Source organism: Exiguobacterium sp. s141, assembly GCF_018618085.1.
Taxonomy (GTDB): Bacteria; Bacillota; Bacilli; order Exiguobacteriales; family Exiguobacteriaceae; genus Exiguobacterium; species Exiguobacterium mexicanum_A.
The window spans coordinates 142,034-165,693 of record NZ_JACSLJ010000005.1; the positions used below are offsets into that span (position 1 = coordinate 142,034).

General features: G+C 53.5%; 23 protein-coding genes. 4 read left to right on the forward strand and 19 right to left on the reverse strand.

Features of this window, described 5'->3' with window-relative positions; translation table 11 throughout:
- Positions 1-16: 16 nt before the first annotated feature.
- The 3 genes from KNP74_RS11755 to KNP74_RS11765 form a co-directional block, all read right to left on the reverse strand.
- Positions 17-1,612 (reverse strand): CTP synthase, encoded by a 1,596-nt coding sequence (locus KNP74_RS11755; protein WP_214764371.1) that lies wholly within the window; start codon positions 1,610-1,612, stop codon positions 17-19.
- A 236-nt stretch (positions 1,613-1,848) separates the two neighbouring features.
- Positions 1,849-2,328 carry a DNA-directed RNA polymerase subunit delta gene (gene rpoE, locus KNP74_RS11760; RefSeq protein WP_214764373.1) on the reverse strand — a complete coding sequence of 160 codons (480 nt, stop codon included), beginning with the start codon at positions 2,326-2,328 and terminating at the stop codon, positions 1,849-1,851.
- 80 nt (positions 2,329-2,408) lie between these two features.
- On the reverse strand, positions 2,409-3,728 hold the full coding sequence (locus KNP74_RS11765; protein WP_214764374.1) for a hypothetical protein: 1,320 nt from the start codon (positions 3,726-3,728) through the stop codon (positions 2,409-2,411).
- Positions 3,729-3,901: 173 nt separating this feature from the next.
- Between KNP74_RS11765 and KNP74_RS11770 the strand changes: the two genes are divergently transcribed.
- Positions 3,902-5,200: a methyl-accepting chemotaxis protein gene (locus tag KNP74_RS11770; protein WP_214764375.1), complete on the forward strand. Its 1,299-nt coding sequence runs from the start codon at positions 3,902-3,904 to the stop codon at positions 5,198-5,200.
- A 39-nt stretch (positions 5,201-5,239) separates the two neighbouring features.
- On the opposite strand, the gene KNP74_RS11775 is transcribed toward KNP74_RS11770, so the two are convergent.
- From KNP74_RS11775 to KNP74_RS11800, 6 genes are all read right to left on the reverse strand, one after another.
- A complete protein-coding gene (locus tag KNP74_RS11775; protein WP_214708416.1) occupies positions 5,240-7,369 on the reverse strand; it encodes a (Fe-S)-binding protein in 2,130 nt (709 codons plus the stop codon).
- 90 nt (positions 7,370-7,459) lie between these two features.
- Positions 7,460-8,176, reverse strand: coding sequence for a hypothetical protein (locus KNP74_RS11780; RefSeq protein ID WP_138858752.1), 717 nt, complete (start codon positions 8,174-8,176; stop codon positions 7,460-7,462).
- A gap of 6 nt (positions 8,177-8,182) precedes the next feature.
- Positions 8,183-8,698: a GNAT family N-acetyltransferase gene (locus tag KNP74_RS11785; protein ID WP_214764376.1), complete on the reverse strand. Its 516-nt coding sequence runs from the start codon at positions 8,696-8,698 to the stop codon at positions 8,183-8,185.
- 46 nt (positions 8,699-8,744) lie between these two features.
- A complete protein-coding gene (locus KNP74_RS11790; RefSeq protein WP_138858750.1) occupies positions 8,745-9,173 on the reverse strand; it encodes a hypothetical protein in 429 nt (142 codons plus the stop codon).
- Positions 9,170-9,589: a YwiB family protein gene (locus KNP74_RS11795; RefSeq protein ID WP_138858749.1), complete on the reverse strand. Its 420-nt coding sequence runs from the start codon at positions 9,587-9,589 to the stop codon at positions 9,170-9,172. Before KNP74_RS11795 ends, KNP74_RS11790 begins: the two co-directional genes overlap by 4 nt.
- A gap of 127 nt (positions 9,590-9,716) precedes the next feature.
- A complete protein-coding gene (locus KNP74_RS11800; protein WP_305827526.1) occupies positions 9,717-11,426 on the reverse strand; it encodes a glycoside hydrolase family 13 protein in 1,710 nt (569 codons plus the stop codon).
- A 214-nt stretch (positions 11,427-11,640) separates the two neighbouring features.
- Here KNP74_RS11800 and KNP74_RS11805 point away from each other — a divergent pair, with 214 nt between their 5' ends.
- Positions 11,641-12,105 (forward strand): GNAT family N-acetyltransferase, encoded by a 465-nt coding sequence (locus tag KNP74_RS11805; RefSeq protein WP_138858748.1) that lies wholly within the window; start codon positions 11,641-11,643, stop codon positions 12,103-12,105.
- A 47-nt stretch (positions 12,106-12,152) separates the two neighbouring features.
- Positions 12,153-12,917 (forward strand): MerR family transcriptional regulator, encoded by a 765-nt coding sequence (locus KNP74_RS11810; protein WP_138858747.1) that lies wholly within the window; start codon positions 12,153-12,155, stop codon positions 12,915-12,917.
- A 26-nt stretch (positions 12,918-12,943) separates the two neighbouring features.
- On the opposite strand, the gene KNP74_RS11815 is transcribed toward KNP74_RS11810, so the two are convergent.
- Genes KNP74_RS11815 through KNP74_RS11840 form a run of 6 tightly spaced genes read right to left on the reverse strand, consistent with a single transcriptional unit; the run spans position 12,944 to position 19,191 of the window.
- Positions 12,944-13,597 carry a hypothetical protein gene (locus tag KNP74_RS11815; RefSeq protein WP_214764377.1) on the reverse strand — a complete coding sequence of 218 codons (654 nt, stop codon included), beginning with the start codon at positions 13,595-13,597 and terminating at the stop codon, positions 12,944-12,946.
- A 35-nt stretch (positions 13,598-13,632) separates the two neighbouring features.
- On the reverse strand, positions 13,633-14,634 hold the full coding sequence (locus KNP74_RS11820) for a polysaccharide deacetylase family protein (RefSeq protein ID WP_138858745.1): 1,002 nt from the start codon (positions 14,632-14,634) through the stop codon (positions 13,633-13,635).
- 19 nt (positions 14,635-14,653) lie between these two features.
- Positions 14,654-15,238, reverse strand: coding sequence for a hypothetical protein (locus KNP74_RS11825; RefSeq protein WP_214764378.1), 585 nt, complete (start codon positions 15,236-15,238; stop codon positions 14,654-14,656).
- A gap of 12 nt (positions 15,239-15,250) precedes the next feature.
- A complete protein-coding gene (locus tag KNP74_RS11830) occupies positions 15,251-16,393 on the reverse strand; it encodes a DegT/DnrJ/EryC1/StrS family aminotransferase (protein ID WP_214711082.1) in 1,143 nt (380 codons plus the stop codon).
- Entirely contained in the window at positions 16,390-17,241 is an 852-nt protein-coding gene (locus tag KNP74_RS11835; protein ID WP_167491737.1) for an NAD-dependent epimerase/dehydratase family protein, read from the reverse strand. The genes KNP74_RS11830 and KNP74_RS11835 overlap by 4 nt, the downstream gene beginning before the upstream one ends.
- 30 nt (positions 17,242-17,271) lie before the next feature.
- Positions 17,272-19,191 (reverse strand): polysaccharide biosynthesis protein, encoded by a 1,920-nt coding sequence (locus KNP74_RS11840; protein ID WP_214764381.1) that lies wholly within the window; start codon positions 19,189-19,191, stop codon positions 17,272-17,274.
- Between the two features lie 418 nt (positions 19,192-19,609).
- Between KNP74_RS11840 and KNP74_RS11845 the strand changes: the two genes are divergently transcribed.
- Positions 19,610-20,362, forward strand: coding sequence for a homing endonuclease associated repeat-containing protein (locus KNP74_RS11845; protein ID WP_034779320.1), 753 nt, complete (start codon positions 19,610-19,612; stop codon positions 20,360-20,362).
- A gap of 36 nt (positions 20,363-20,398) precedes the next feature.
- Here KNP74_RS11845 and KNP74_RS11850 read toward each other — a convergent pair whose 3' ends face one another.
- The 4 genes from KNP74_RS11850 to speE form a co-directional block, all read right to left on the reverse strand.
- Positions 20,399-21,349, reverse strand: coding sequence for a sodium-dependent bicarbonate transport family permease (locus KNP74_RS11850; RefSeq protein ID WP_214764382.1), 951 nt, complete (start codon positions 21,347-21,349; stop codon positions 20,399-20,401).
- Positions 21,350-21,542: 193 nt separating this feature from the next.
- Positions 21,543-21,911 (reverse strand): Na-translocating system protein MpsC family protein, encoded by a 369-nt coding sequence (locus KNP74_RS11855; RefSeq protein WP_034779329.1) that lies wholly within the window; start codon positions 21,909-21,911, stop codon positions 21,543-21,545.
- A gap of 2 nt (positions 21,912-21,913) precedes the next feature.
- Entirely contained in the window at positions 21,914-22,795 is an 882-nt protein-coding gene (gene speB, locus KNP74_RS11860; RefSeq protein WP_034779331.1) for an agmatinase, read from the reverse strand.
- A complete protein-coding gene (gene speE, locus KNP74_RS11865) occupies positions 22,792-23,631 on the reverse strand; it encodes a polyamine aminopropyltransferase (protein WP_114165210.1) in 840 nt (279 codons plus the stop codon). The genes speB and speE overlap by 4 nt, the downstream gene beginning before the upstream one ends.
- Between the last annotated feature and the right edge of the window lie 29 nt (positions 23,632-23,660).

A 23,660-nucleotide genomic window follows, 5' to 3' on the forward strand; every position in this document is an offset into this window, starting at 1 on the left:
GACTGTGACCTAACACTCACTCGCCGAGTGAAGCTTGGATGAAATCGTGGAACAAGCGTTGTGGACGCTCCGGACGCGAAATGAGTTCTGGATGGAACTGTGACGCGACGAACCACTTGTGCTCTGGAATCTCGATGATTTCGACGAGACGGCCGTCCGGGCTCGTTCCTGAGAACTTGAACCCTTCCGCTTCGAACGCCTCACGGTACTCGTTGTTGAACTCGTAACGGTGACGATGGCGCTCATAGACGAGCTCTTGATTGTAAGCGGCGTGCGCTTTCGTTTCTGGCTCGAGCTTACATGGATAGAGGCCGAGACGGAGCGTGCCACCGAGGTCCTCGATATCTTTTTGCTCTGGGAGAAGGTCGATGATCGGGTAGTCCGTCGTCGGATCGATCTCCGCCGAATGGGCGCCATCGAGCTTCAAGACGTTGCGGGCGAACTCGACCGTCGCAAGCTGCATGCCGAGACAAATCCCGAAGAATGGGACGTTGTTCTCACGGGCATAACGTGTCGCTTCGATTTTCCCTTCGATTCCGCGTTCTCCGAATCCGCCTGGGACGAGAATCCCATCAGCATCCCCGAGAATCGTCTCGACGTTTTCCGCCGTCACGTCTTCTGCGTTGACCCAATCGATATCGATGTCCGCGTTGAAGGCGTAACCGGCGTGTTTGAGCGATTCCGCGACCGAGATGTACGCGTCACGAAGTTCAACGTATTTCCCGACGAGGGCGATTTTCACTTTCTTCTCGAGGTGCGTGACCGTGTGCACGAGCTCTTTCCAAGCCGTCATGTCAGCGGCCGGCGTGTTGAAGCCGAAGTAATCGTTGACGAGTTGGTCCATTCCTTGCTTTTGAAGGTTGAGCGGCACTTCGTAAAGCGTCGACGCATCTTGTGCCTCGATGACCGCTTCTTTACGTGTATCACAGAACAAGGCAATCTTTTCCCGCATCTCTTCTGGGATATCGTGCTCGGTACGGAGGACAATGATATCCGGCTGAATCCCGTAACTGCGGAGCTCTTTGACGCTATGTTGGGTCGGTTTTGTCTTCATCTCACCGGCAGCGCGGAGATAAGGGACGAGCGTACAGTGAACGTACATGACGTTCTCTTTGCCGATATCGTTTTTCACTTGACGAATGGCCTCGATGAACGGAAGCGACTCGATGTCCCCGACTGTTCCACCAATCTCTGTGATGACGACATCTGCGTTCGTCTCGCGACCGGCGCGGAAGACGCGGTCTTTAATCTCATTCGTGATGTGTGGAATGACTTGGACCGTTCCCCCGTTATAATCGCCACGACGCTCTTTTTTCAAGACCGTCGAGTAGATGCGACCTGACGTCACGTTGGCGTTTTGCGACAAGTTGATGTCGATGAAGCGCTCGTAGTGACCGAGGTCAAGGTCCGTCTCAGCGCCGTCATCTGTGACGAACACCTCTCCGTGCTGGTACGGGCTCATCGTTCCTGGGTCGATATTGATATACGGGTCAAACTTCTGAATCGTCACGTTCAAACCTCGGTTTTTGAGTAGACGTGCGAGTGAAGCGGCTGTGATCCCTTTACCGAGTGAAGATACTACCCCACCTGTTACGAAAATATACTTTGTCATCATCATTCTCCTCTCTTAAATGCCACAACGGGAAACGAAAAAACAAAAAAAGCAAAAGTGCCCCCACTGAAATGGAGGACACTTTTGCTGCATCGTTACGTGCTAAACTAGCCCATGACTAATTTACGTCAGAGACGATGCAGTCGTCAAGTCATTATTTTTTCTTTTTTTTCAACTGTCAAAAAAGAAAAAGAGACACGCCTAGCCGGGACAAATGCCCGGCTTTTTGCGGTCTCTTATAAATCATCCTCGTCTTTAAGGTCGAGGTCGTCGTCCAAGTCTTCGTCCTCGAACTCGTCAAGGCCTTCCACTTTTTCGGCTTCATCCTCGGCATCGAACTCAGATGCGTCAAAATCTTCACCTTTTGCAAAGACGTCAAGGTCGTCTTCAATGTCGACGATGCCTTCATCTGTCTCATCGATCCCTTCTTCGAACTCATCGAGCTCACCGCGTTGGCGTGCTTCGATGACGAGATCTTCGTCTGACTTATCGAACGGATACCAAACACGAAGCGCCCAACGGTTAGCTCCCAAGTTGACGAATAGTCCGTCGATGTTCATGTCCGTGTAGAGTTGCGCGATTTTCTCGAGCTCTTCCTCTTCACTTGCGAACGTATAGTTTTGTCTGATCAGCTCACGGATCTCATCAAATGACACTGGTTGCTCGCCAGTCTTTTGAAGAATTTCGTAAACGAAATCAATCAACGATTTATTCATTAAAGGACACTCCTTTTCCGTCACTAGTTAAACATCACTCCTCATTATAAACAAAACCGATATGAAAAAGCTAGAGGAAATTATTTTGAAGTTTCAACGTTTTTTTGGATGCTTAACCAATAGAGTGTAATCAATCCAACGTTGAAGATCCACGTCAGTCCGAGCACCACAAGCATCCAATCGCGTGGGACTTTGAAGGACAACTCCGCATTGACCGACTGGCCGGTATATAGACCGTAGCCGAGCAATCCGACCATGAGCGCGGAATACGCGACGACCATCCCGAACCGTTTCCATAGTTGCAACAGCAACGAGGCGAACTCTTTATTGCCCCCATACGATGCATATAGATAGACGTGACCCGCACTCGCATACATCGTCTGGACGTACCCACTCACAAACAAGACCGGGATGAACACGCGCGGCTCCAAGAAACCGAGGAAGAATAGCAGCGACGTGACGAGCAGGACGTAGTACGGATGACGCGCCACGTCGAACACACGGTTCAATAATATCCAGCCGATGACGCCCGCCAAGAACGGAAGGAACACATAGAACAAGAACACTTGAAACGAATATAGCGCCAGACTGACGAATACGGCGCCAATCAACGTCCAACCGCCGAACAAGCCGACGACGAACGAGAGCAACTGGACTTGCCGTGTTTTGGTCGCACTGACGTACGTTCTCGTCCGCTCCTGGAACAATACCCATCCGACGTACCCGAGCAGAATAATCATCAATAAAAAGATTTCCACGTACCCGCTCGCCCCTTCCAACAGGCTGAGGAGACGGCTCACCAACGTGAACACGGTGACGGTGATGAAGGCAAGCACGAACTTCCCGGTCGCCCACGTCCACGTCGCCGTTTTCTCGAGCGGCAACTTTCTGACAAACGACCATGGAAGAACGAGGCTGACGAGGAATAGAAGGACGGCCCCGTTATACGATTGCGTCAGGATATAGGAGAAGGCGACAATCCAAGCAATGAGCGTGAGCACAAGCGGTAACGAACTCCCTTTCTCGTCTGACGGTTGTTTCGGTGCCGACAATTCGCCTAGCTGTGATAGAATCGTCGTCATAATCGACCCGACACCGATTGAGCCGACACCGACAAGAAAGGCGTTCAATTCAATGGCCCAGCCAAACGGCCACAAGAAGCAGACAAGGCCCGCGACCAAGACGGATAATGCCAACAAGAATGTCCGTTTCGAGCCTAGCCGCCCGATGACATACACCCATAACAATAGCCCCGACATACTCGCCATATAAAAAATCATGAACGGAATCAATCGTCCTGAGCCTTCTTCCACTGCCATAAGTGATAAAAATAAGATTTGAGGCAAAATTTGACTGCTGAGGGCACTGACAATCGTCAATAACACGACCGTGTTCTTCAAACGGAACACCTCATTTCTCAAAAATGGCCGAATCCATCTCACTTTCTTCTCTTTCCCGCTTCTAGTGCGAAAACAACAAGCTTCATCGCACATCGATTTCTCAGTTTTTTCACATGTTTGCCGATATAAAGGAGAACGCTATTTTAGCTGTATGAGAAAAAGGAGAATGAATCATGGCACTGTTCCGTAAAGCAAAACCTGCCGCCTATGCCGCGTCGATCGGCTTTCCCGATGTGGCGACGATCGCGCAACCAACCGACCCGAATTTGAACGGACGCACCCATTATATGGGTTATACGGCGTCGCAAGTGAAACAACTTCAAAACATGGCCCCGCTCGTCGAGTCCGTGTTAGACGATGTCCTTGAAAACGTGCTCGACCACTTGATGTTGCAACCCGAGATGGTCCAACTCGCCAACGCCTCATCGACGCGTGAACGTCTGAAAAAAGTGTTCGCCGACTACTTCCGTAGCCTGTTGACCGGAAAGATCGATGACAAGTTCCTCGCCATGCGCAAGCGGATGGGACAAACGCATCATCACTTCTCGGTACCGGTCGTCTGGTTCCTCGCGACGTATTCCGCCTTCAACACGTTGCTCATCCCCAAAATCGTCGAGGCGTATCAACACGACCCGGCCACGATGACTGAGTCGCTCCTCGCTTTGTCTCACGCGATGAACTTGGACGCTCAAATCGTCACCGAACAATATGTCGACGCCCGCCTCGATGAAATCGAATCGGCGAACGTCGCTCGGGCGACGCTACTTCATGACGTGAGCCGCGTCAGCACCGAAGTCGCGACGACGATGGAACAGACCGGTCACGCCATGTCCGAGACGAGCAAGCGGGCCCATCAAGTCTTGTCCGAAACCGAACAGACGGAGAAGATGAGCCGCCACTTGATGAACTTGACGCATACGAACGGCGAACAAATCGAACAGATGGAGACCGAGTTCAAGCAATCGGCGACGTACGTCGATGCCTCGCTCGAACGGATCACCGCCCTCAAGGACGGTTCACAAGACATCGTCAGCATGACCCGGAGCATCGAACAGATCGCCAATCAGACGAACTTGCTCGCCTTGAACGCATCGATTGAAGCGGCCCGGGCCGGTGAGCACGGTAAAGGCTTCGCCGTCGTCGCCACCGAGGTGCGCACGCTCGCCGAGAACGCGAAGCAGTTGAGCAGTCAAATCAATGTCCTCATCCATGAGAACGAGACGAACATCGCCGCCCTGCTCGACCAGATGGGACAGATGCATCGGACGAACGACGAGGCGATGCGTCAACTCAGTGCCGTCAAAGCAGGCTTCTCGACCGTCAAAGACGAGATGGGCAATTACGTCCTGTCGTTCGAACGGAACAAGCAAGACCTCGGCCAAATGGTCGAGACGATCTCAGCCATCAACAAGACGACGCAAGGCTTATCGCACTTGACGTCTTCTTTACTAGCTACGTCCGAAATGCACTGACGACAAAGCAAGGCACGGTCCGAGGACCGTGCCTTGCTTTTATTGGACAATCGGTTCTGGTACTTCGATTGGAGCGAGGGAGCGATCGAGCAATTCGACGACGTCGAACGTGCCGACCGTCTCATCGACTTCTTTCGCTTTCGTCCCGTCCGAGAGCATCGTCAAACAGTACGGACATGCCGAGCCGATGACGGTCGGCTTCGTCTCGAGCAGCTGCTCGGTCCGTGCCACGTTGACGCGCGTCCCGACTTTCTCTTCTTGCCACATGAGACCGCCGCCGGCACCGCAGCACATGCCGTTCTCACGGTTCCGGTCCGCCTCGACGAGTTCGACACCCGGGATGCGTTCCAAGACGAAACGTGGGGCGTCGTAAATGCCGTTATAGCGCCCGAGGTAGCACGAATCGTGATAGACGACACGCTCGTTCACGGAGAAGTCCGGCTTGACCCGGCCCGTATCGAGCAGCTCGGCAAGGAGCTCGGTATGGTGATATACTTTCACACCGCTCAGTCCGAAGTCTGGATACTCGTTTTTGAACGTGTTGTACGCGTGCGGGTCGACCGTGACGATTTTCGTGACCCCATACTTTTCGAACAGTTTGATGTTCGCTTCGGCAAGCTCTTGGAACAACAGCTCGTTCCCGATGCGGCGCGGCGTGTCCCCTGAGTTCTTCTCTTCGTTCCCGAGGATGGCGAACGAGACACCGGCCTTGTTCAAGACGCTCGCAAAGCTTTGCGCGACTTTTTGGCTGCGGCTATCGTATGAGCCCATCGCCCCGACCCAGAAGAGGAACTCGAACTCTTCACCGGCCTTCTTCTTCTCTTTCGCCGTCGGAATGACAAGTTCTTCCCGGTCTTTGCGCCAATTCTCGCGCTCTTTCCGGTTCATCCCCCACGGGTTGCCTTGACGTTCGATGTTGGCAACCGTACGTTGCGCCTCAGGATCCATCTTGCCTTCCATCATGACGAGGTAACGGCGAAGGTCGATGATCTTGTCGACGTGCTCGTTCATGACCGGGCATTGGTCCTCACAGTTGCGACATGTCGTACATGCCCAAATCTCTTCTTCGGTGATGACGTTGCCAATCAACTCGTCGGCGACGAGCATATGCCCGTCTTGAGCCGCGGCCGCAATCTCGGCCCCTTGCGTGTTTTGGAACATGAGCGCCGGTGCCCACGGCGATTTACGCGTGATGGCGGCCCCTTTCATGTTCATGTGGTCGCGCAGTTTGACGATGAGGTCCATCGGCGACAACATTTTACCAGTCCCGGTCGCCGGGCAGACGTTCGTACAGCGTCCGCATTCGACACAGGCATACAAGTCAACGAGTTGTTTTTGGTTGAAGTCTTCGATCTTATTGACGCCGAAGACGATTTCTTCATCCGACTCCTCGGCCTCTTCCATCGCTGAGAAGTCGACCGGTGCGAGACGACCGACCTGGTGCGTCCGTCCGAGCCAGACGTTGAGCGTCCCGGCAATCAAATGGGCGTGCTTGCCTTGCGGGATATAGATCATGAAGCTGAGCAAGAACAAGAGGTGAAGCCACCAAAAGACGACGAACAAGGCGAAGGCGACCCCTCCCGGTACCCAAGCGAACGCCGAACCGATGAGTGTCGCGACCGGTTCGCCCCACATCGGGAGCTCTTCTTTATAGACGAGGTAGAACCCGTTCCCGAACAAGACCGATACCATCAACCCACCGATGAAGATGAGGGCGAGACCGGCCAGAAAGTTTCGTTTTAAACGCACGAGTTTCTCGACGTAACGGCGGTAGAATCCCCAAACGACCGCGACGAGAATCATGAGCATGACGATTTCTTGCATGAACGTGAAAATCGGATAGAGCGGACCGAGCGGGATGTGCGGGAAACGCGTCCCGACAGCAAGTCCTTTCCAGATGAAGTCGATGGCCCCGAACTGGACGAGGATGAACCCATAGAACATCATGACGTGAATGATGCCGCTCTTCTTGTCTTTCAACAGTTTCTTTTGCCCGAACACGTTGATCATGACCTGTTCAAGCCGTTCCTTATTCGTTTGGCTCCACTCTGCCTTTTTCCCGAGCTTGATGAACGTATAGCGCTGGTACACCAACGATGCGAACAAATATAGTCCATAGCCGAGGACGAGCAAGAATAGAATCCAGTTGACGATTAAAAATGTAGACATCCCCAAAACTCCCCCTTATGAAAACGGATTCAATCTTAAGTTCAGTATATCAAACAATGAATGAACAGTCATTCATTTTTATCGAAGGGGTCAAAAATTGAGCACATGCTTCAAGAATAAGAGGATGCCGCCATACCCGACGACGGCGAGGACGAACGTCCGGAAGTGAAGGTTGCGGTCGGCCGGGAGCTCGAACTTGACGATGTTCAGAATCATCGCCCCGGCGACGAACGCGAACAAGATGGCCTCGACGTGCGAGGCGAGGTCGATCAAGCGGGAGAAGAAACCGCCAGCAAGAATCCCGCCGCTCAACAAATAACGCCCTTGCCGGATGTACCGTTCCCCGTAATGGCGATACAAGTCGTGGCCGACGGCGAGGAAGTGTACGCCGAGTGCCGTCGCGTAGAAGCTGCGTGCGACGAACGTGACGGATGACGCTGTGACGACGTAAGCCGAGAACGACATATATGCCGTCAACAGCGTCACTTGGAGCCAGTACGACACGTTCTGTTCAATCGTTTCGTCTTTGAAATGGGGCGTCCGGACGACACGCATCGTCCCGTAAAAGACGGTGAAACCGAGCAGGCTGATGACATAAATCTCCGACGGCAAGGCCAGGTTGAGCCAATCCACTTGAAGCGTGTCTTGCCGCTTGTTCAAGGACGGCAAGAGATACATGAAAAAGTATGTGATGGCGATCCCGCTCGAAAACGAGAACCATTTTTGAGACGGCACCCGGTCTCGCGGAAACAGATAAATTCCGAAAAAATTGATGAGCGCTAAATAGACCACGATCCAGTTCGCCATCTCATGTCACCCCTTTAGTTCAATCCAAAACCGCTCGACAATTTTCCCGCCTTCCGCTGTGAACGGCGTGTCCGGCACGCCGCCATTATTCAAAATGACTCGGCGTGACGCTTCGTTCGTCCGGTCGCACGTAATCAACGCCCGCTCGATCCCGAGTTCTTTCGCTTTCTCGAGTGCGAGCTCGAGTTGTTTCGTAGCGAGACCACGTCCGCGGGCACTCGGCTTGATGCCGTACCCGATATGTCCCCCTAAGTTGAGGAGGTTGTCATTCAATTCGTGACGGATATTCGTCGCCCCGAGCAACTCGTCCCCATCCGTCAGCCAATACGTCGTGCTCGGCACCCAACTGACGTTGTTCACCCGTACTTCTTTATCACGAATCTGTTTAACGTACGACGCAAAGTCGGACGCGTCACGGTCGACGGCGTTCGGGACGATCGTCTCGGAGCGTTCCCGCCATTCCTTTAAAAAATCGAGCACATTCGCTTCCTGATCCATGGATGTCTTCACTAGTCGCAACATAACGCTTCCCCCTATTTTTATGTATAGAAAAGACCGCAAAGCGGCCTTAATCTTCGAGTCCTAATCGTTTTGGCATCTGCGGGGCGAGCTCACGTGCCTCGTCAAGACGGCCCGCTTCGACGAGCGTATGGAACCGTAAAAACTCCTCGTGCGTCGCGTCACCGATGGCGGCCAAGTAGTCGATGTAGCGGTCGTATACCGATCTATCTTCCGGTCGCGCCTCGATCAAGGCGACGTAAAGCCGGACCGTGTCTTCCCCGTAAAGAAGCGGGAACTCATCGTTCAATTGGAGCAATTTATCGACCGAGTCCATATCGACGCCGGTCTCGTTATCGTAGTGCCCGACGACCTGTTCGGCGTGGTCCTCGAGGCGGCCGCGCCACTCTTCATATTCGTCCTCATTCGTCTCGAGCATCTCGAACCAATCCTCGTTCAACATCTCTTCAATCTTTCTCACGCGTTCTGCAAAATTCATGCGAACTCTCCTCCTTCGAACGTCCACGTGACGTCGACTACATAGTTACCTGCCAAGTCATCGTTCATCGACAACTCGTAGGCGAAGCGGCAACGTCCGTCCGCGACAGCGAGCCGCTCCGTCGTCGTCGCCATCGTCATCGACATGTATGGGTTTTTATATAGGCTTTGGGTCAAGCGCCCTTCAATAAAGGAATGATTCATCTCAATCGGTCCTTTACAGATGAGCGCGAGCCGGCCCGTCGTATATTTGATCGTTGTCGGCACGACGCCGTCTTCTCGTTCTTGATCGAACGTCAAGACGAAGCCGGTCTTCAATTCATAATAGAGCCCGTCGGCTTGCAGCTCAATCGGCTCCTCGATTTCACTGATCATTGTCTTTTGGCGCACACGTACGCGTTTCGGTTCAATTGCCATGGTGATTCCCCTTTCCGCTGTCCCATCGTACCATATCTCGCGAACGGTCCGGAATCGGTAACTTTTTCTTTCCCGGTTCGCGGACCGTTCACACTACAAAAAAGACAGGGTTCCCCCTGTCTTTGAATCAACTTAGCTTATAGACGCGACCTTCGAACGGCTTCAAATGAAGCAGTGTCGTCTCGTCATGCGGCTCGAGCGGCATGTTTTTCAAGACGACGTCTTCTGAGCGAAGCGTGATCTCCGTCGCAAAGATGGCTTCTTTCCCTGTCAAATTCGTCATGACGAGGTATTGCGAGTCACCGAGCGTGCGTGTGTACGCGTAAATCTCTGGGTGCTCAGGCAAGACGATGTCATACGTCCCATAGACGAATGTCTCATCTTGCTTGCGAAGATGAATCATCTCTTTATAGAAGTTGAGAATCGAGTCGTCGTCTTCGAGCTGGGCGCCGACGTTGATGTCCGTGTAGTTCGGGTTGATGCCGAACCACGGCGTCTCCGCGAACGTGAAGCCCGCGTTCGGGGCGTCGCTCCACTGCATTGGTGTGCGCGTGTTATCACGTGACGAGTTCCACGTGATGGCCATCATCTCGTCATGGCTCTTGCCGTTCTCGAGACCGATGTAATACCGGTTGCGCGTCGCGATATCATCGTACTGGTCAATCGAGTCGAACTTCACGTTCGTCATGCCGATCTCTTGGCCTTGATAGATGAACGGCGTCCCTTGCATGAGGAAATACATCATCGCAATCGACTTGGCGCTCTCTTTCCAATAGCGCTCGTCATCACCCCATGATGACACGGTCCGCGTTTGGTCATGGTTCTCGACGTAAAGGGCGTTCCAGCCGTCTGCTTCGAGACCTTTTTGCCATTTCGTGAGGACGTTCTTCAAATGGACGACGTCGAGCTTCGACTCGGCGTCTTCACGCCAGAGATCCATGTGTTCGAATTGGAACACCATGTTCATCTTGCCTTCCTTCTCGCCGACCCAAAGGTGGGCATCGTCAGGTGAGACGCCGTTCGCTTCGCCGACAGTCATGATGTCGTGCTTGTTGAACGTCTCGTCGCGAAGTTCTTCCAAATAACCGTGAATCCCGTCGACGTTCATATGCATTTCGAACGATGGCACGAAGTCGAGACCTTCCGGGTTCGGCAAGTCGCCGAACGACGGGTGTTTGCGGATATGGCTGATTGCATCGACACGGAAACCGTCAATCCCCTTGTCGAGCCACCAGTTGATCATGTTGTACACCGTCTGGCGCATCTCGGCGTTCTCCCAGTTCAGGTCCGGCTGTTTCTTCGAGAAGACGTGCAAGAAGTATTGTTCCGTCGTCTCGTCAAACTCCCAAGCCGACCCGCCAAAAATGGACTCCCAGTTGTTCGGTTTCGAGCCGTCGGGTTTGCCGTCACGCCAAATGTACCAGTCACGCTTCGGATTGTCTTTTGAGCTCTTCGATTCGATGAACCATGGGTGCTCATCCGACGTATGGTTGACGACGAGGTCTAACAGCAATTTCATGCCGCGCGCATGGACTTCCGTCAACAGACGGTCGAAATCTTCCATCGTCCCGAACTCGTCCATGATGTCCTGATAGTCGCTAATGTCATAGCCGTTGTCATCATTTGGCGATTTGTACATCGGACAAATCCAGATGACGTCGACGCCGAGGTCTTTCAAGTAATCGAGTTTGTCGATGATGCCTTGAATATCGCCAATCCCGTCCCCGTTCGCATCATAAAAACTGCGCGGGTAGATTTGATAAGCGACAGCTTCTTTCCACCAGTTTCGTTTCAGTGTTTTCGTTTGTGTGTGTTGGTCACGTTGTAAAAGTTGCATGTGTCAATGATACTCCCTTGTCCCTAAACTCACTGCGCATCCTATATACTAATATTAGTGCTGTTATCTCTTTATCTCGTTAGCGCAATCGTTTGCACGATTGCAGTAAGTTTATCTTACCAAAAATCATTCCACGACACAAAGATGTTTTTAACAGCTTACTCATCGTGTACCCTACACGAATTTGAAATGAAATGAAAGTGAGGCGACTTACATGATCCGTTTGGCCACACAGGCCGATCTCTCGGCAATCGATCAACTGATTTTAACGAAAGCGCAATCGTTTCGGGCCGCCGGAAAAACGCAATGGCAAAAATATTTAGAGCCGAGTCGGACCGATTTTGTGACCCATGACGTCACGAACGGAACCGTCTATGTATACGAAGCGAACGGAGACATCGCCGGGTCGGTCAGCTTGATCCCACCGACGTCTTGGGACGAGAACTTGTGGGACGATCCTGACGCGGCCGTCTATTTACACCGCCTCGTCGTCGATGACCGGATGAAAGGCCGACAAGTCGGTGAACAGTTGATGCGTTATGCGCTTGCAGCGACGTCGAATCGCATCCGTCTCGACTGCGTCGCCACGAATCACTTCTTGAACGCCTATTATCCTCGCTTCGGCTTCAATTATGTCGGCGAACGAGATGGATTCTCTTTGTTCGAAAAAGAGGCTTGACCTTGACGCGACGTCAACGTGTACGCTGACTTCAAGGAGGTGAGGACATGTACACGATTCAACAACTCGCGACGCTCTCTGGCACGACCACAAGGACGTTGCGTCATTATGACGCCGTCGGTCTGCTCGTCCCGGAACGTGACGTCAACGGCTATCGGCGCTACTCGTTGCATGATGCCGAGCGGTTGCAGACGATTCTGCTGTATCGTTCGCTCGACTTCCCGCTCGAGACGATTCAAGGCTTACTCGAAGCCGAACCGTTCGATCGGACCCGTGCCCTCGAGGAGCAAGTGACCGCCCTGCGCGCGAAAGCCGCCTATTTTGCGACACTCGCCGAGACGGCGGAATCGACGCTCACCTCACTGAGAGGAGGAATTCCAATGGAAGACAAATCGTTGTTCAAGGGATTATCGTTTGACGAACTGAAAGCCCATGAAGCGAAGCATGAGGCGGAGACAGAAGAACGTTGGGGCGAAAGTGAGGCGTACAAGACGTCACGTGCGCGCGCCGACAAGCGATCGAAAGAAGACTGGGAAGCGCTCAGTCAACAACAAGTCGATCTCGTCAAGCCGCTCGTCGACTTGTTCACTGCCGGCGTCCCGGTCGAAGACCCGCGTGTCCAAGCGGCCGTCCGGGCGAACCACCTGTTCATCAATGACCAGTTTTATGACTGCTCGCTCGACATGTTCAGCGGACTCGGTCAGATGTACGTCACGGACGAGCGTTTCACCGCGTTCTATGACAAGTACGCGCCAGGACTGGCCGTCTATTATAATGACGCCATCCAACACTATTGCATCACCCAAAGCTAAACGGCCAAAGCATCGCGCTTTGGCCGTTATTTTGCCGTTCGACGGTCATACACATCTTCCTTTAGCAATAACTCGATTTGACGTCTCAAGAGCGGGAGCGCCGTCGTGAGCTGTAAGTACGGATACGTGGCAAAATTATCCGTCCCGCCGATGTAGAGCACGGCCCGGTCGACCACAGACCAGCCCCGCTCGGTCCACTGTTCGATTCGTGCCTCACAGACGTCCGGTTTGGCCCGGAACGCCCAGTACGCTTGGAGTTGTCCTTCTGCCATCGTCGGTGCGACCGTCAATACCGGGCAGTCGAAGCGGGCGAGGACGCTCGGGTCAATCGGCCCCGTCTCATGGGTGACGATGAGCTGCGGGTCGAGACGATCGAGCCACATCGTCGTCTTCGTATCGTTCAATGAGGTGACACGTAGAATGTGGTGGAACGGAATCGGCTCATCGTTCAATGGATAGCGACCTTTCAGTTCTCGGATCCGCGTCCGGCTCGAAAGGCGCATGACAGGCGACGTCAGCCGGACGTATACATGCGTCAGCCAATGCTTGATGGATTCCGGACGATGCTCGCTCGACCCATCTTCCTGAACGACATGGGTTACCCCTAAGTTGCGGATCGCATGATAGACGTAGGCAGATGTCCGGTGTTCTCCAATGAGTAGTACGATCGGTCGGCCCATTTTGTCCCTCCCCTTTCTCTTCCTCCGAACGCCTCTCATCCGTGTCGCTCCTGCGTCGAGACGACGGCCGGGCGGCAACGGTCCGCCACTTCTTCCATCGATAAACTTTCAAATTGATACGTTTGATGCAACGTTTCATAATGGGCGATGATTTCACCCAACAAGGCCATGTTTTCGGATACATGTTTGCCGAAGTTGTGCGGGTGCCACCAAAGATGGAACACTTCCCCCCGTTTTGCCGCATGCGTCATGCTCCGTTTGATGCGCCGCACTTTGAGTCGGTCGAGGAAGCGAAGCGCCGGCACGTAAGGTCGCAGGAATCGGCTCGATGGGACGTTATAAGGAGATGATTGCCGAATGGCTGCCCACGAGACCGTGTGGTGGCCCGTCAAATTGACGTAGGCATCAAGCAGACGAAGAGCCCGTCGTCCTAATCCCTCATCCCTTCTCGCATCGGCCCGATAAATGTAATGGGTCTCATTGCCGCGATAGACATCGATTCCGACTTCTTGTGCCGCTTGGAAATGCGCCGGGCTCGATTGATTGCGCGGATAGACGATGCTCTGAATGGATAAGTCGCGACGTGCGGCCACCCGCTTCGCCGCCTCGAGATCGGCCTTGAACGCCTCGATGGTCACTCCTTCTTCTAAACAAGATAGATGACAATACGTATGCGTCCCGATGGTTTGACCAGGTGTCGCCGCGATTTGATCGACGAGTGATTTCCCGAAGTGATACGGGTCGACCGCCTCGTCCGCCCCGACGTGCTGCATCCAATTGTACGAAGAATATTCGGGATGCCGATACGCCGGTTGAATCGTCGGCAAATCTTTCAATAGCTCTGCTTTCGTCTCATAGAACAGGAATCCGACCGTCGCCCAAGTCGCATGAATCTGGTGCGCGGCAAACAAGTCGAGCAAGCTCGGTACGACTTGCCGGACCCCGAGTAAATTATCGCCATACGCCTCAATCGTCGTACCGTCAAACGTGCCCCAGTTCAATTCAAAATCTAGTGAGATGACAAACGCTCCGTTCATCGAGACCCCTCCTCTGTCTTCACTTCTTTCCTTCACACGACTCACGAAGCTCTAGTTCGGCGAGCGCCCGTTTCCAGGAGCCGTACCGACGGGATACTTTGGCGACACTTGGTCGTTTATGTTGTTTCGCCCATTTTTGATAGGTGATCGCGTTGAATGGCACGACGACCCGACTTGCTTCTAGCAACGATTGAACGATTTCTGCTTTTTCACGTTCTGGCTGGACGGTAAAATGGAGCTCCTCTAAACGCTCTACCGTTTTCACGGCCAGACTCCAAGACCCGAAATGGGAAATAATATCACCTAGGGAAGGACCGGGATGATCTTTGACCCATTGTTGGTAATGGGTGCTCGTCAACTTCCCTTCCTGTTCAAGTGCGAGCCGAAGCGCTGCAACGAGTTCTTGTTGGGTATAGTGCTTTCGGGCTTCTAAGAGGCCGGCTGCTTTCAAGGCGCCGGTCCATGACCCGTAAAAATTGAGAACGTCGAGAAATGTCGGGACGTCCCGGTCTCGGCTCCAGAGCTGATATTGTTTAACCGTGAGGGTCGGAGTCAGAGATGCAGCGGCTCGAAGCGCTTGAATGATCTCTGCTTCCCGGTTCATCGTTCGTCCTCCTCAGACACTTTGTTCCGTGACGATCGAGCGCGTATCGAGCACGGTCTGGATGACTTGCTGTTGTTCCCCGAGGGTCAAGTCGGATCCCGATGGAAGGCAAATCCCATTCTCGAACAGACGCCGACTGACATCTTCTCCATCGACCGTCACATATTCGGCATCGCGATACACCGGTTGCAGATGCATCGGTTTCCAGACAGGACGAGATTCGATGCCGGCACTGGCAAGTCGCTCCATCACCGTGTCACGGTGCAAGTCTGTCTGATCCAACTGCATGGCGGTCAGCCAACGATTGGCCCGTGAGTGCGGGACTTCTTGCTGATATGTCGTCCCGAGCTGACGGAACATATGCTCATAGCGGGCGAACACGCGACGTCGTGCTTGAACGCGCTGCTCAATCACTTCGAGCTGTCCCCGACCGATCCCGGCCGAGACGTTGCTCAATCGATAGTTATAGCCGACTTGTTCGTGCTCATAATGCGGCGCGTCTTCCCGAGCTTGCGTGGCCAACTTGAGCGCCAACTGTCTCGTTTCCTCATTCGGTACCATGAGCATGCCGCCGCCTGATGTCGTGATGATTTTATTGCCGTTGAACGAATAAAACCCGATGTCCCCGATGGTTCCCGTCATTTGCCCGTGCCACGTCGAGCCGAGTGATTCGGCCGCGTCCTCGATCAATGGGACACCGAACTCACGACAGATGTGGCGAATCTCACCGATTTTCGCGACGACGCCGTACAGATGGACGACGATGACCGCTTTCGGAAGCTTTCCTTTCGTCGCGGCTTGGACGAGCGCTTTCCGAAGCGCGTCTGGCGACATATTCCACGTCGTCGTTTCCGAGTCGATAAAGACCGGAATGGCGCCGACGTAACGGATTGGATTGACCGATGCGACGAACGTGAGTGACTGACAGAAGACCGTGTCCCCTGTCCCGACGCCGAGCGTAAGTAGCGCCAAATGGAGGGCAGCCGTCCCTGAGCTTGTCGCCAAGGCGTACGGATGGTCTGCGTAAGCGGCGACTTCCGCCTCAAACGCGTTGACGTTTGGCCCAAGCGGGGCGATCCAATTGCTCGCGAACGCCTCTTCGATGTAGGCCATCTCACGGCCCGACATATGGGGCTTCGATAATAGGATGTTCATTTGATGCCCTCCTTCATCATGGTTTTATACGAGATATACCAATCGACGACTTGCTCGAGTCCTTCAAACAGCGATGTGCTCGGGCTGAAGCCGATCAGCGTGTCGAGCGTCGGAACGGCCGACTGCCGAAGTACCGACTCGCGCATCGGCAACGACGTCTTCGCCGATTTGTTGAGGATATGTCCGATGTCGGACAGTAACGTTTGGACGTTCACGTAGTCGGAGGCCGGGATTTGGAAATATCCGACTGGCGACATCCCGGTTTGAATCAAGCGAAGCAAGCGGACGACCGATTCGACGACATCATCGATATAAGAGACGTTGATGATATCCGTCGCGTAATACCCTGAGAGTCGGACACCGCGGTCGACGGCGACAATGGCCTTTGACACTAGCGTCGAGGCATCGTCCCAAGGTCCGAAGACGTCTTCTGTGAACAGATGGATCACCGGACGTTCCCCGTCCTCCTGTTTCACAGGCAAGTCGAACGTGATGAACGATTCAACCGGGACCCGTTTCGTTTGGATGGCGATGTAGCGTTTCATCAACTCGTAACGTTCCAGCGGCTCTTCACTTCCGTTATGGCGACGGGTCGAACATAAGATGATGTGTCTCGGTTCGTGTCGATTCAAAACGCTGCGCATGACTGTCTTGTTCGCGAGCGTTGAACGGATCAAATGGAACTGCGGGTGGGTGAGAACGTAGAGCCGCTGTTTGGCGATTCGCGTCTTGTGCCGCCCTTCATCGTCAATCCCGACGACATCAAATCCTTCCTGCAATAGCCGACGTGCGATATGAAACCCTTGGAAACTGGCTACCCCGACAATAAGAACCGTTTGATCGACCATCATTCTCCCCCTCTTCACTCGTTATGACCTTCAATTTCCGTCAGCGAGGCGTGTCCCGGCGATATGAGGACGCATTCGCTTCACGCCATGTGTAAAGAGACGATCGATGTCTCGGTCGAGGTCGTCACTATTGGCGATAAAAAGCAGCAGGTAGATCAGGGCCTCTTGGTCGTCTCGTAACGTCTCAATCAGGTGCAGCACGGAAGCGACGGTCGTGAAGGGACGGGTCCGGCCGACAAAGATTTTGGGGAAGACGTTCGCTTCTGGACCGAGTTCGCTCGCGGCGAGCAATTCTTCATATAACTTCTCACCCGGACGAATGCCGGTGACTTCAATGTCGATCTGTTCGGTCGTAAAACCGCTCAACTCGATCATTTTCTTCGCCAAGTCAATGATTTTGACCGGCTCGCCCATGTCGAGCACGAAAATCTCTCCCCCTCTGGACAAGACGCTCGCTTGGATGACAAGCCGGCTCGCTTCCGGGATGGTCATGAAGTAGCGGGTCATCTCAGGATCGGTGACGGTGACCGGTCCGCCCCGGAGAATCTGTTCTTTAAAGAGCGGTACGACCGAGCCGCGACTGCCTAAGACATTTCCGAAGCGTACGACTGCGAAGATCGTCTCGCTCGTTCGGGCTTTCTCTTGGACGACCATCTCGGCGATTCGTTTTGTCGAGCCCATCACGTTCGTCGGATTGACCGCCTTGTCGGTCGAGACCATGATGAAGCGGCTCACGTTATGCCGGGCCGCGACATCGACCATATGTTTTGTCCCGTAAATATTGTTTTTGACGGCTTCGAGCGGATTGTCTTCCATGAGTGGCACATGTTTGTGAGCGGCGGCATGATAGACGATGTCCGGCTGGTACGTGCGGAACACATCTTCGAGCCGAGCTTCGTCTTGCACATCCCCGATGACCGGATGCAGGATCGTCTCCGTGCCGAGCCCACGCAACTCTCGCTCAATCAAGTAAATGCTGTTCTCCCCATGACCGAGGAGAATCATTTCTGCCGGGGCGAATTTGATCAATTGGCGACACAACTCCGAGCCGATTGATCCACCGGCGCCAGTGACGAGCACAGTCGCGCCTTCGACATGGCGAGATATTCCAGATATGTCCAATTGAACCGGCTCACGTCCTAGCAAATCCTCGATTTTCACTTCGCGAATTTCGTTGATGGAGACTTTTCCGGTCGCCAGTTCCGAAATCATCGGCAAGGCGTGGGATTCGGCTCCTGTCTTCTCGATTCGTTTCAGCAAGGCGAGACGCCGTGTATAAGGCAAGCTTGGAATGGCCAAAATAACCACTTCGATACCATGTTCTTGAATGATGCGTTCCAAATCGTCCGTCATCCCGAGGACCGGGACGCCGTGGACGTAGAGTGTCTGCAGTTGCGGGTTGTCGTCGAGCAGACCGACGACGCAGAGGACGGTCGTCCGATGCTCCTTCAACTCGCGGACAATCAACTGTCCGGAATCCCCGGCTCCGATGATGAGTGCTTTTCGTCCCGGATGGTTCGAATGGGGTTTGAACACGTCAAACACATGGTTGCGGGCTAAGAAGCGGGTGAACAAGATGAGGTTGAATGCGAGCAACCCTTGTACGGCGATGATCATCCCAAGGCCAGCCCCGAAGTGGAACTGGTTGTAGGCGTACAACACCAAGTCACTGCTCAGTAAGGCGATGGCGACTTGTTTCATCTCATGGACCGAAGCGTAACGCCAGTCGATGCGATGAATCTTCAAGACGCTTCCGACGAGACTGAAGCTGACGATTTTAATGGCGACCATCATCAACATCTCGCTCGATTCGAGTGCCGCGTACGACGTGATCGTGGAGAACATCAGTTCAAACGTCGCGTACAATACAAACGAGACGATCAAGATGTCGAGACATAAAAAGAGCAAATTGCGTTGATTCTTCCGATAGACGTTCACAAGTGTTGCCATGGTAGTTCGCACCTCCAAGAGTCTGAGTTGTTCGTTCGTGGTGTAAGTTGGAATGCGCAAAAGATGCGTCGATGCTAGTAAACTACCCGACTATCCTCAACAAGTTTAAAGATAAAACGAGCTTTTTCTCATTAACGACATAGATGCGAAAAAGGAGTTCACGAAATTATTATCATGATTTCATTCACATAATGAATAATTGTCGGACAAACGGGAAATGGAAATACATATAACCCGAATTGGGTATCGTTTACATTATTTTGAACTTGGCTAAAACGCCACATAAGGAGGTAGAAATCGATCGTAAGCATCCTTTTTGACTAGCTCGTTGACTCTTCAACCAATACATGCTGTTCATTCACACCAAGAGACCTTCCGAGACGCTCGCTGCGTCTCCCTCCAAAGGAGAGACACCAAGATGAAAAAATGGACACGCCCTCAAATCGTACAAGCGTTGCAGTTAGCTGCTCAAGAACATGCCGAGCTCGATTCGAAACGGTATAGTGTATGGTCGCAAACCAAAAATGTCCCGTCCCTTTCCACCGTCATCCATCAGTTCGGGTCTTGGCGCGAGGCGCTCGCCGCTGCCCAAATCCAAATGTCGTTCCATTACTACTCGGATGAAGACATCCTCCGCGCGTTGAATCAAGCCGCCGAGGAGTTACCGCTCTTCACGAGCCAAACGTATCGGGAATGGTCGAAAGTGACACGCTCCCCGTCGCTCACGTTGATCAGCAGTCGTTTCGGCTCTTGGTCGAACGCGCTCCGGGAAGCGAAACTTCAGACGACCGCCGCGAAAAACAATGAAGAGCGCATCATCCAAGCCTTGATTGAAGCGTCCGAAGAACTCGAACGTCTTACGTCCCAGCACTACGCCATCTGGGCCCAAGAACGCGGTTATCCGACAGTCGCGACGATCGCCCGGAAATATGGATCTTGGAGCTACGCCTTGTTCGTCCTCGACATCGCCCCGCCGAAACGGAAATGGGACGAAGAAGATGTCATCGAAGCCCTCCGCGTCGCGAAACATGAATTGTCCCACTTCAGTATTCTGCATTACCGGAAATGGGCCGAAGGACGCAACGTGCCGAGCACGTCGACCATCAACGCCCTCTTCGGCAGTTGGACGGCCGCATTAAAATGCATGGAAGAACAGACGATCACCCAATAACAAAAGCCCTGTCTCATCGTGAGACAGGGCTTTTGTTCAAGTGACGATCGAAATGAATAGCGGGATGCCGATGAGCAAGTTGAACGGGAACGTGACGGCGAGGGCGAGCGTCAAATAAAACGACGGCTCCGCCTCCGGGACCGATGCTTGGAGCATAGCCGGTGCGGCGATGTACGACCCGCTCGCCGCGAGCGTCATAAGCAGAATCGTTCCCCCATCAGACAGTCCAGCCATTCCGGCAGCGAGAAAACCGATGGCCGCGCCGACGAGCGGAAACGTCATCCCGACGACTAAAAACTTCATCCCGCACGACGGTAGCGTCTTCAGCTGATGACCAACCTTTACGCCGAGGCTGAGCAAGAACAACAGCAACACGCCTGGGAACAAATCGACAAAAAACGGAGTTAATGCCGACGTATCCGGGGTGACCAGCCCGACGATGAGACCAGCCAAAAGCAGCAAGATGCTTTTCGAGAGCAGACTGTCACGGATGACGGTGAGTGATTGGGTCGGTGCCGCCGTGATGCCGAGGACGCGGCTTTGATTGTATAACAACAGTGCGACGACGAGACCCGGAATTTCGAGGACGACGACGAGTGTTGTCATGAACGGCTCATAACTGATGCCGAGACGTTCGAGCTGCGCCGTCGCGGCGACATACGTCACGAGCGAGACCGAACCGAACGTCGCGGCCATGGCAATGCGCTCCGGAAACGTGAACTTCAAGAACGCTCCAAGGCCGAACGCGACGAGCGGAAGTACGAGACCAAGCACGAGCGTGACGGCGAGCGGGAACGCCAACTCGTCCATCGATACCGAGGCGAGCCCCATCCCTCCTTTCAATCCGATGGCAAGCAGTAAGTATAGGTTGAGCGTGATGCTGAGTGACTCAGGAATCTTCAAATTCGATTTGCCGAGAGCGGCAATCACACCTGTCACGAATAGGAGCACCGGGGCACTCGTCAATAAAAACATCAATTGTTCCATCTTTTCCTCCTGGACGACAAAAGCGCACACCAAAGAGAGGTGTGCGCTGCATGCCGACGGCTCGAACACGTTCGCTCCGTCTAGCCGACAACTGTCGGGTATTTAGTTCGGCAGCTCCGGAACAGGACGACGGGAATGTCGCACGGACACTTCCCAATCCTGAACCGTCTCTGCTTCTAGTGTAAAAATGTCGTCACGGCTTGTCAATCCCGCCATCCCATGGTGCATCAAGTCGAAAGACGATGAGGCGTTCCCCTGTCTTCGTGCTGATATCCGTGTGAAGCGAGACGAGACGCCGACCGAGCACGTCATGTAAAATCGCCTCGAGTTGGGCCCGCCCTGATTCGACGAGGTTATTGCGATATTTCTTCAATTGCTCACGACCGGCCGATTTGGCGGCCAGTTCATACTCGGCCGGGGTCAAGACGCCCTGAAGCGTCACGATGGCCAAGTCGCGGAGCAGGTCTGCTTTACACGTCAAAGAGCCGCGCCCGAGATACTCTTTCTCCCATTGTGTGATCCGAGCACTCAGTTCCATTTCGAGCTGACCTTTTTTCGGCATCGTTACTTCACGAATCCGATCATCATCTCGCGAAGAATCTTCGCGGCGGCGATGGCCGTCATGTCCGATTGGTCATATGCTGGTGACACTTCGACGAGATCGGCACCGATGATGTCGATGTCGGCGTTCGCGATGGCGTGCACTGCTTCAAGCAACTCTTTCGTCGTGATGCCGCCGATTTCTTGCGTACCCGTTCCCGGGGCCGCCGACGGGTCGAGGACGTCGATGTCGATCGTGACGTACACTTTCTTCCCGGCGAGCGTCGGCAACACGCGTTTGAGCGGTTCAATCACTTCATATTTATACATGTTATAGCCGACTTCTTTGACCCAGTCGAACTCTTCTTTCATCCCAGAACGAATTCCGAACGAGTAGCAGTTCGACGGTCCGATGAGTTCGGCCGCTTTTTTGAGCGGTGTCGAGTGCGACAATGGCTCACCTTCATAGTCGTCACGGAGGTCCGTGTGCGCATCGAGGTGCAAGATGACGAAATCATCCCCGTACGCATCATGCATCGCCTTGATGACCGGCCATGTGACGAGGTGTTCTCCCCCCATACCGAGTGGGAACTTGCCTTCTTTGATGATGTCTTTGACGAACGACTCGATCATGTCGAGTGACTTCTGGGCATTCCCGAACGGGAGCGGGATATCACCGGCGTCATAGACGGCTGCTTCCGTCAAATCACCATCAAGATAAGGGCTATATTCTTCGAGTCCAATCGAGACTTCACGGATTCGGTTCGGACCGAAGCGTGAGCCTGGACGGAAACTGACCGTCCAGTCCATCGGCATCCCATAAAGGACCGTCTTCGCGTCCGTCACTTCCGGCAAGCTCGCGATAAACACTTTGCCTGAGTAGGCTTCATCGAAACGTTTAATCATTTCGTCAAGTCCTCCACAAATTTCGGAAGGACGAAGGCCGCATTGTGAAGCTTCGGCGTGTAGTACTTCGTCTCGATGTCGTGGAAACGCTCCGGAGCCACTGCTTCCGGGTCATACTGCTTCGAACCGATCGTGAACGTCCACATGCCGCTCGGATACGTCGGTACGTTGGCCGTGTAGAGCTTCGTGATTGGGAAAATCTCTTTCACGTCACGTTGAACCGTTTGGATGAGCTCCGGCGTGAACCATGGGTTGTCCGTCTGCGCGACGAAAATGCCATCGTCTTTGAGCGCTCTCGAGATGCCGGCGTAGAATCCTTTTGTGAACAAGTTGGCCGCTGGGCCGACCGGTTCTGTCGAGTCGACCATGATGACGTCATACTCGTTCTCTGATTCGGCGATATGCATGAAGCCGTCACCGACGATGACTTCAACACGCGGGTTGTCGAGTTCACCTGCGATATTTGGTAAGTATTTCTTCGAATATTCAATGACTTTCCCGTCGATGTCGACGAGAACTGCTTTTTCGACTGATGGGTGTTTCATAATCTCACGGATGACGCCACCGTCTCCGCCACCGACAACGAGCACATGCTTCGGATTCGGGTGTGTGAAGAGTGGGACGTGAGCCACCATCTCGTGATAGACGAATTCGTCCTTATCCGTCGTCATGACCATTCCGTCAAGCAACAACATTGTTCCGAACTCGTCCGTTTCGACCATTTCTAGTCGTTGAAACTCCGTTTGTTCGCTCTCATAAACGTGGTTTACACGGAACGTGATTCCGTAATCTTCTGTTTGGTGCTCCGTAAACCATAATTTTAATTTTTGGTCCATCGATAGAACCCCTTTCTGTTCAAAAAGTT

Coding starts and splice junctions, on each gene's coding strand:
- KNP74_RS11770 (WP_214764375.1), top strand. CDS start 3,902: ATGGCACTGTTCCGTAAAGCAAAACCTGCCGCCTATGCCGCGTCGATC.
- KNP74_RS11800 (WP_305827526.1), bottom strand. CDS start 11,426: ATGCAACTTTTACAACGTGACCAACACACACAAACGAAAACACTGAAA.
- KNP74_RS11805 (WP_138858748.1), top strand. CDS start 11,641: ATGATCCGTTTGGCCACACAGGCCGATCTCTCGGCAATCGATCAACTG.
- KNP74_RS11820 (WP_138858745.1), bottom strand. CDS start 14,634: ATGAACGGAGCGTTTGTCATCTCACTAGATTTTGAATTGAACTGGGGC.
- KNP74_RS11810 (WP_138858747.1), top strand. CDS start 12,153: ATGTACACGATTCAACAACTCGCGACGCTCTCTGGCACGACCACAAGG.
- KNP74_RS11840 (WP_214764381.1), bottom strand. CDS start 19,191: ATGGCAACACTTGTGAACGTCTATCGGAAGAATCAACGCAATTTGCTC.
- KNP74_RS11855 (WP_034779329.1), bottom strand. CDS start 21,911: ATGCCGAAAAAAGGTCAGCTCGAAATGGAACTGAGTGCTCGGATCACA.
- KNP74_RS11785 (WP_214764376.1), bottom strand. CDS start 8,698: ATGTTGCGACTAGTGAAGACATCCATGGATCAGGAAGCGAATGTGCTC.
- rpoE (WP_214764373.1), bottom strand. CDS start 2,328: ATGAATAAATCGTTGATTGATTTCGTTTACGAAATTCTTCAAAAGACT.
- KNP74_RS11825 (WP_214764378.1), bottom strand. CDS start 15,238: ATGAACCGGGAAGCAGAGATCATTCAAGCGCTTCGAGCCGCTGCATCT.
- KNP74_RS11835 (WP_167491737.1), bottom strand. CDS start 17,241: ATGGTCGATCAAACGGTTCTTATTGTCGGGGTAGCCAGTTTCCAAGGG.
- KNP74_RS11845 (WP_034779320.1), top strand. CDS start 19,610: ATGAAAAAATGGACACGCCCTCAAATCGTACAAGCGTTGCAGTTAGCT.
- KNP74_RS11815 (WP_214764377.1), bottom strand. CDS start 13,597: ATGGGCCGACCGATCGTACTACTCATTGGAGAACACCGGACATCTGCC.
- KNP74_RS11830 (WP_214711082.1), bottom strand. CDS start 16,393: ATGAACATCCTATTATCGAAGCCCCATATGTCGGGCCGTGAGATGGCC.
- KNP74_RS11795 (WP_138858749.1), bottom strand. CDS start 9,589: ATGGCAATTGAACCGAAACGCGTACGTGTGCGCCAAAAGACAATGATC.
- speE (WP_114165210.1), bottom strand. CDS start 23,631: ATGGACCAAAAATTAAAATTATGGTTTACGGAGCACCAAACAGAAGAT.
- KNP74_RS11790 (WP_138858750.1), bottom strand. CDS start 9,173: ATGAATTTTGCAGAACGCGTGAGAAAGATTGAAGAGATGTTGAACGAG.
- speB (WP_034779331.1), bottom strand. CDS start 22,795: ATGATTAAACGTTTCGATGAAGCCTACTCAGGCAAAGTGTTTATCGCG.
- KNP74_RS11780 (WP_138858752.1), bottom strand. CDS start 8,176: ATGGCGAACTGGATCGTGGTCTATTTAGCGCTCATCAATTTTTTCGGA.
- KNP74_RS11775 (WP_214708416.1), bottom strand. CDS start 7,369: ATGTCTACATTTTTAATCGTCAACTGGATTCTATTCTTGCTCGTCCTC.
- KNP74_RS11755 (WP_214764371.1), bottom strand. CDS start 1,612: ATGACAAAGTATATTTTCGTAACAGGTGGGGTAGTATCTTCACTCGGT.
- KNP74_RS11850 (WP_214764382.1), bottom strand. CDS start 21,349: ATGGAACAATTGATGTTTTTATTGACGAGTGCCCCGGTGCTCCTATTC.